General features: G+C 67.6%; 4 protein-coding genes and 2 pseudogenes. 1 reads left to right on the plus strand and 5 read right to left on the minus strand.

The genetic code is table 11. The annotated features are described in order from the left end of the window. Positions 1-13: 13 nt before the first annotated feature. The gene (locus WB794_RS01210) at positions 14-1,804 is read right to left on the minus strand and encodes an ExeM/NucH family extracellular endonuclease (RefSeq protein ID WP_337334007.1); all 1,791 of its coding nucleotides are present in this window, start codon (positions 1,802-1,804) and stop codon (positions 14-16) included. A gap of 63 nt (positions 1,805-1,867) precedes the next feature. Continuing rightward, positions 1,868-2,344 (minus strand): c-type cytochrome, encoded by a 477-nt coding sequence (locus WB794_RS01215; protein ID WP_337334028.1) that lies wholly within the window; start codon positions 2,342-2,344, stop codon positions 1,868-1,870. A gap of 210 nt (positions 2,345-2,554) precedes the next feature. On the opposite strand from WB794_RS01215, the gene WB794_RS01220 reads away from it, so the two are divergent. After that, on the plus strand, positions 2,555-3,499 hold the full coding sequence (locus tag WB794_RS01220; protein ID WP_337334008.1) for an aldo/keto reductase: 945 nt from the start codon (positions 2,555-2,557) through the stop codon (positions 3,497-3,499). Positions 3,500-3,627: 128 nt separating this feature from the next. Here WB794_RS01220 and groL read toward each other — a convergent pair. The 3 genes and pseudogenes from groL to WB794_RS01235 form a co-directional block, all read right to left on the minus strand. Continuing rightward, positions 3,628-4,929: pseudogene (gene groL / locus WB794_RS01225) on the minus strand (chaperonin GroEL); the annotation flags it as partial. Further along, on the minus strand, positions 4,920-5,765 hold the full coding sequence (gene sul1 / locus WB794_RS01230) for a sulfonamide-resistant dihydropteroate synthase Sul1 (RefSeq protein ID WP_337334009.1): 846 nt from the start codon (positions 5,763-5,765) through the stop codon (positions 4,920-4,922). The pseudogene groL and the gene sul1, both read right to left, overlap by 10 nt. 277 nt (positions 5,766-6,042) lie before the next feature. Beyond that, a pseudogene (locus WB794_RS01235) lies at positions 6,043-6,268 on the minus strand (IS91 family transposase); the annotation flags it as partial.

Genomic DNA, 6,268 nt, shown 5'->3' on the forward strand with positions numbered 1-6,268 from the left:
CACGGCGCGCGGGCTACCGCCCCATGTCCAGCACCAGCACCAGCGGATCGTGGTCGGAAGAGCGGTACGGATCGGGTGCGTACCAGGCCTTGTCGCGGTTGCGGGTCTGGAAATCGAAGGCTTCCGATTCGTCGGCATTGATGTGCCACTCCACCGCCGCGCGCAGGCGCTCGTGCAGGCCGGCGGACAGCAGGGCGTGGTCGAGCCGGCCGCTGAACCCGCGATAGTTGAAGCTGTAGGGGCGCGCCTCGCCTACCGGATCGAAGACATCGCGCCAGCCGGCCTCGATCAGCGCGCGAACCGGATCCTCGCGCCCATAGCTGTTGAGATCGCCCAGGATCACGGTGCCGTGCGACGCCTGGCCGGTGGGATCGGCCTTGAGCCAGGCATCGAGCGCGCGCGCGGCGGCCACGCGCGAGGCGTTCCAGCAGGACTGGCCGTCGCGCTGGTCGGCATCGTCCGCCTCGGCCTCGGTGCACCCTTTTGATTTGAAGTGGTTGGCCACCACCACCAGGCGCGCACCGCCCTGGCGCAGCTCGAAGGCCTGCGCCAGCGGTGCCCGATGGCGCTCGGAAAAGGCACCTTCGACGGTTGCTGCGGCCGCGCCCAGCGGCGCGACACGGCCCTCGCGGTAGATCATCGCCACGCGGATCACGTCCATGCCCGGCCCCTGGCCGGCATCGACCAGGCGATAGCCGCCCTCGGGCCACTGCGCGTTCAGCGCCGCCACCAGCTGGGCCAGGCTGCTGCTGCGGCCGAAACCGTCGTTTTCCACCTCCATCAGCGCCGCGATGTCCGGCCGGATGCCGAGGATCGCCGCGACCAGCTTGTCGCGCTGGCGGTTCATCTCGCCGATGCCGGCGGCACCGCGCGGGGTGGGAAATCCGTGCCCCTTCCCATCACCGTTGAACCAGTTGAACAGGTTGAAGCTCGCCACGCGCAGGCCGTCGGGCAGCTCCGGCGCGGGCGGGCGCGGTGCCTGCTCGATGCGCTCGAGCGCTTCGGTGAGCTGGAGACGCCAGCCCCAGGCGTGCTGCAGGATGCCCTCGGCACCGTGCACGATGCTGCCGCTGCGCAGCGGTGCCTGCGCCGAAAGCGGCTCGGGCAGGTACCACAGGCTCCTGGGATATTCGACGCTGCGATTGTCGTCGAGCACCAGCCGACGGCGCGCGTTGTCCGCGTCCACCGTCTGGGTACCGCTGCCGGGCGCATGGCGCTCGGTGGGGGTGAACAGGCGCGGGCCGAAGCTTGTGACCAGTTCGCCGTAGCGCAGCAAGCCGTCGTTGCCGCTCACCGTCAGCGGCACGTCGATGCGCAGCCACATGCCTTCCAGCCGTTCCCAGTCTTCGGTGCGCGCCGGGGCCTGGGTGATCGTGGTGACGGGTGCCGCACCGCGCCCGAGCACTTCCACCGCGCTGGCCTGGATCGTGGTCTGCGATCCACCGCCGGCGGCGACTTCCGCCACCGTGCCCGAGACCCTGACGCGCTCGCCGCGGCGCACCTTGGGCGTGCTGCCGCGCGGCCAGGCCACGAAAATGCCGTCCGAAGTCGCCGGATCGCCGTCGTCCTCGCCGACGGCATCCTGCATGAAGAAGCCGTCCATGCCCGACACGAAGTTGCCGGTGACCACACCCTGCACCTCGACCCGCTGGTCGAGGTACGGGCTGATCGCTTCCGCACCCTGAATCCGCCCGATGGGCAGGGATTCGGTTGCCGTCCCGGTCTCGGAGCCGTCCGACACCGCCGCACCACATCCCGCCAGCGCAACGGCCACCAAGACCCCGCAGATCATCCGGCCCGTCATGACGACTCCTCTACAGACGACAACGCCGCCCGAAGGCGGCGCTGCCGGGCGAATGCGCCAAGCTTACTTCAGGTTGTCGATCATCCAGCGCACCGCGGCCTCGGCCTGCGCATCCGACAGGGCCGGATTGCCGCCGCGCGCGGGCATCAGGCCGGCGCTGCCGGTAAAGCCGTCGATCGAGTGCCGGATCAGCGTGTCGATCCCCTGCGCGATGCGTGCATCCCAGTGGCCGTGGTCGAGCGTGGGCGCGCCGCCCGCACCGGTGCCGTGGCAGGCACTGCAGAGCTTGTCGTAGATCACCGCGCCATCGAGCGTGCCGTCGTAGGCGGCCGTGGCGCTCGCTGCCGCCTTGGCCTGCTCGGCCGCCGCCGCGGCTGCCGCCGCGCCCGAGGCACCCGCGTACACCGCACCCACCGGCTTGATGCGCTGAAGGGTTCGCGCCTGCGCGGTCGGATCGGCATCGCGCGGCTGGGTCTTTCCGATGAAGTAGCCCAGGGTCATGAGGCACAGCCCCAGACCGATGAGGAACAGGATCACCATCGAAAACCGCTTCAGGAACTCGGAATCGTTGTTCACGCGACACCCTCTGGCTTGTGGCAGGCGGCAAAAGACCGGACTTTTGGATTATAGACACGGCCGCAGCCATGAGAAAGCGCCGGGCCCCGCGCGCGGGCGCGAAGTGCGCCCCGGCACCGGCTGGGCTAGGCTGTCCGGCGTGCCGGTCGCAGGATCGTGACAGGAGATTGGACCATGGCGACACGCCGTACCTTCCTCGCAGACACCGCCGTCGCGCTGGGCGCGCTGGCGATGGTGCCGGGCGGACTGCTGGCGGCAGGGCGGGCCGATCCCCTGACCCGCGCCATTCCCGCCACCGGCGAGCGCCTGCCGATCATTGGTCTGGGCAGTTCGGCCACCTTTGCGCAGGCCGCTGCCGGCGGGGACTTCGACGCGCTGCGCACGGTGCTGCAGCGCCTGGCCGAATCGGGCGGGCGCGTTTTCGACACCGCGCCCGGGTACGGTGCCGCCGAAGCGGTGGCCGGCGGCCTGGTGCGCGAGCTCGGCATCGCGAACCGGCTCTTCTGGGCGACCAAGCTCAACGTCGCCCCGCGCGGCGGCAGGGCCGATCCCGAAGCGGCGCGACGCCAGCTCGACGCCTCCTTCGAGCGCGTCGGCAAATCGCCCATCGATCTGGTGCAGGTCCACAACATGGGCGACCTGGACACGCAACTGCCGATCCTGCGTGAGGCCAGGCAGGACGGCCGGATTCGCCACATCGGCGCAACGACCACCTTCGCCACCCAGTACGAATCGCTCGAACAGGCCATGCGCGAGCGCTCGCTGGACTTCATCGGCACCAACTATGCGATCGACGACCGCGAGGCGGAAAAAACCTTTCTGCCGCTGGCGGCGGAACGCGGCATCGCGGTGCTGGCATACGCGCCGTTCGGCCGCACCCGGCTGTGGTCGCGCGTGGCCGGCCATGCGCTGCCGGACTGGGCCGCCGAATTCGGCGCGCAGACCTGGGGGCAATTTTTCCTCAAGTTCGTCGCGAGCCATCCCGCGGTCACGGCCATCACCCCGGCCACCCGCCGGCTGGCCAACCTCGAAGACAACCTCGCAGCGGGATTCGGACCGCTGCCGGATGCCGACCTGCGCCGACGCATGATCGCGCTGATCGACGCCCTGCCGCAGTAGCGCACCGCCGGAACCTGGCGGATTCAACCCTGAAGTGCAATTTCCTGTGACAGAAAATTTGCACGAAAAAAAGCCCCGCTTCGCTGCGGGGCTTTTCGTGTTGCTTCGGAAAGTACGGGAAAGCCGGATCAGAAATCCATGCCGCCCATGCCACCCATGCCACCGCCTGGCGGCATGGCCGGCTCGTCCTTCTTCGGGGCCTCGGCCACCATCGCTTCGGTGGTGATCATCAGGCCCGCGATGGAAGCCGCATTCTGCAGCGCGGTGCGGGTGACCTTGGTCGGGTCCAGGATGCCGAACTCGACCATGTCGCCGTACTGGCCGTTGGCGGCGTTGTAGCCGAAGTTGCCCTTGCCGTCGGCGACCTTGTTGAGGATGACGCTGGGCTCTTCGCCGGCGTTGGCGACGATCTCGCGCAGCGGGGCTTCCATCGCGCGCAGGGCGATCTGGATGCCGTGGTCCTGGTCCTCGTTGGCACCCTTGAGGCTCGCCACCGCCGACTTGGCGCGGATCAGGGCCACGCCGCCGCCCGGCACCACGCCTTCTTCCACCGCCGCACGGGTCGCGTGCAGGGCGTCTTCGACGCGCGCCTTCTTTTCCTTCATCTCCACTTCCGTCGCCGCGCCGACCTTGATCACGGCCACGCCGCCGGCCAGCTTGGCCACGCGCTCCTGCAGCTTCTCGCGATCGTAGTCGGAGGAGGTTTCCTCGATCTGCGCCTTGATCTGCTTGATCCGCGCCTGGATGCGCTCGGCGTCGCCGGCACCGTCGATGATGGTGCTGTTTTCCTTGGTGACCACGATGCGCTTGGCGCGGCCGAGGTCATTGATGGTGGCCTTCTCCAGCGACAGGCCCACTTCCTCGGAGATCACCGTGCCGTGGGTCAGCACCGCGATGTCTTCCAGGATGGCCTTGCGGCGGTCACCGAAGCCCGGTGCCTTGACCGCGCAGACCTTGACGATGCCGCGGATGGTGTTGACCACGAGCGTGGCCAGCGCCTCGCCCTCGACTTCCTCGGCCACGATCAGGAGCGGCTTGCCGGCCTTGGCGACGCCTTCCAGCACCGGCAGGAGATCGCGCACGTTGGAGATCTTCTTGTCGTGGATGAGGATGAAGGGATCGTCCAGCTCGACCTGCTGGCTCTGCTGGTTGTTGATGAAGTACGGGCTCAGATAGCCGCGGTCGAACTGCATGCCTTCGACCACGTCCAGCTCGTTGTCCAGGCCCGAGCCTTCCTCGACCGTGATGACGCCTTCCTTGCCGACCTTCTTCATCGCATCGGCGATGATGGTGCCGATCGACTCATCGGAGTTGGCGGAGATGGTGCCGACCTGGGCGATGGCCTTGTCGTCGGCGGTGGGCTTGGAGAGGTTCTTGAGCTCGGCGACCGCGGCCTTGACGGCCTGGTCGATGCCGCGCTTCAGATCCACCCTCGGTCTCTGGCGTCGCGACTGCGAAATTTCGCGAGGGTTTCCGAGAAGGTGATTGCGCTTCGCAGATCTCCAGGCGCGTGGGTGCGGACGTAGTCAGCGCCATTGCCGATCGCGTGAAGTTCCGCCGCAAGGCTCGCTGGACCCAGATCCTTTACAGGAAGGCCAACGGTGGCGCCCAAGAAGGATTTCCGCGACACCGAGACCAATAGCGGAAGCCCCAACGCCGACTTCAGCTTTTGAAGGTTCGACAGCACGTGCAGCGATGTTTCCGGTGCGGGGCTCAAGAAAAATCCCATCCCCGGATCGAGGATGAGCCGGTCGGCAGCGACCCCGCTCCGTCGCAAGGCGGAAACCCGCGCCTCGAAGAACCGCACAATCTCGTCGAGCGCGTCTTCGGGTCGAAGGTGACCGGTGCGGGTGGCGATGCCATCCCGCTGCGCTGAGTGCATAACCACCAGCCTGCAGTCCGCCTCAGCAATATCGGGATAGAGCGCAGGGTCAGGAAATCCTTGGATATCGTTCAGGTAGCCCACGCCGCGCTTGAGCGCATAGCGCTGGGTTTCCGGTTGGAAGCTGTCGATTGAAACACGGTGCATCTGATCGGACAGGGCGTCTAAGAGCGGCGCAATACGTCTGATCTCATCGGCCGGCGATACAGGCCTCGCGTCCGGATGGCTGGCGGCCGGTCCGACATCCACGACGTCTGATCCGACTCGCAGCATTTCGATCGCCGCGGTGACAGCGCCGGCGGGGTCTAGCCGCCGGCTCTCATCGAAGAAGGAGTCCTCGGTGAGATTCAGAATGCCGAACACCGTCACCCTGCTGCGTAACATCGTTGCTGCTCCATAACATCAAACATCGACCCAGCGAATAGGAAGTTCAAACGCCCTTTTCGGGCAGTCTGCTGGGTAGGCGGCGGTCGCGCAAGCCCCGTTTTGGGCACGGATCGGACGTCTGTGAGTGGGATTTCGGCATCGCGGGGCCACGCAGCGGCGTTGTCAGCAGCCATGCTTCGCTGATTCCCGACAGCGGGCCGAGCGCCGCCCTGCGGATCGTGGCCGCATCGGCTCGGATTCCGGTTTCGCCGTCGGCTGTGCAGCCGGCAGATCGTCACGCGGCTTGCACTGGCGGTGCGCGCGCTGCGGGCCTGTAGTGCGCTTCTTCCCGCGCGCCCTGCTTCACGAAGTGGGCGAGGATGGCGCGGATGGCGGTGGGTTCCTCGATGCTGGCGACGATCCGTACCGCGCCGCCGCAGTGGACGCAGGTGGTGATGTCGATGGAAAAGACCCGCTTGAGCCGTTGCGCCCAGCTCATCGCACGGCGCTTCTGCTCGGGG

It is taken from the genome of Denitratimonas tolerans (assembly GCF_037203605.1).
Lineage (GTDB): Bacteria > Pseudomonadota > Gammaproteobacteria > Xanthomonadales > Xanthomonadaceae > Denitratimonas > Denitratimonas tolerans.

Bases quoted from the DNA above. Each gene is read 5' to 3' on its own strand.
- WB794_RS01210 (WP_337334007.1), bottom strand. From the start codon at position 1,804: ATGACGGGCCGGATGATCTGCGGGGTCTTGGTGGCCGTTGCGCTGGCG.
- WB794_RS01220 (WP_337334008.1), top strand. From the start codon at position 2,555: ATGGCGACACGCCGTACCTTCCTCGCAGACACCGCCGTCGCGCTGGGC.
- WB794_RS01215 (WP_337334028.1), bottom strand. From the start codon at position 2,344: ATGGTGATCCTGTTCCTCATCGGTCTGGGGCTGTGCCTCATGACCCTG.
- sul1 (WP_337334009.1), bottom strand. From the start codon at position 5,765: ATGTTACGCAGCAGGGTGACGGTGTTCGGCATTCTGAATCTCACCGAG.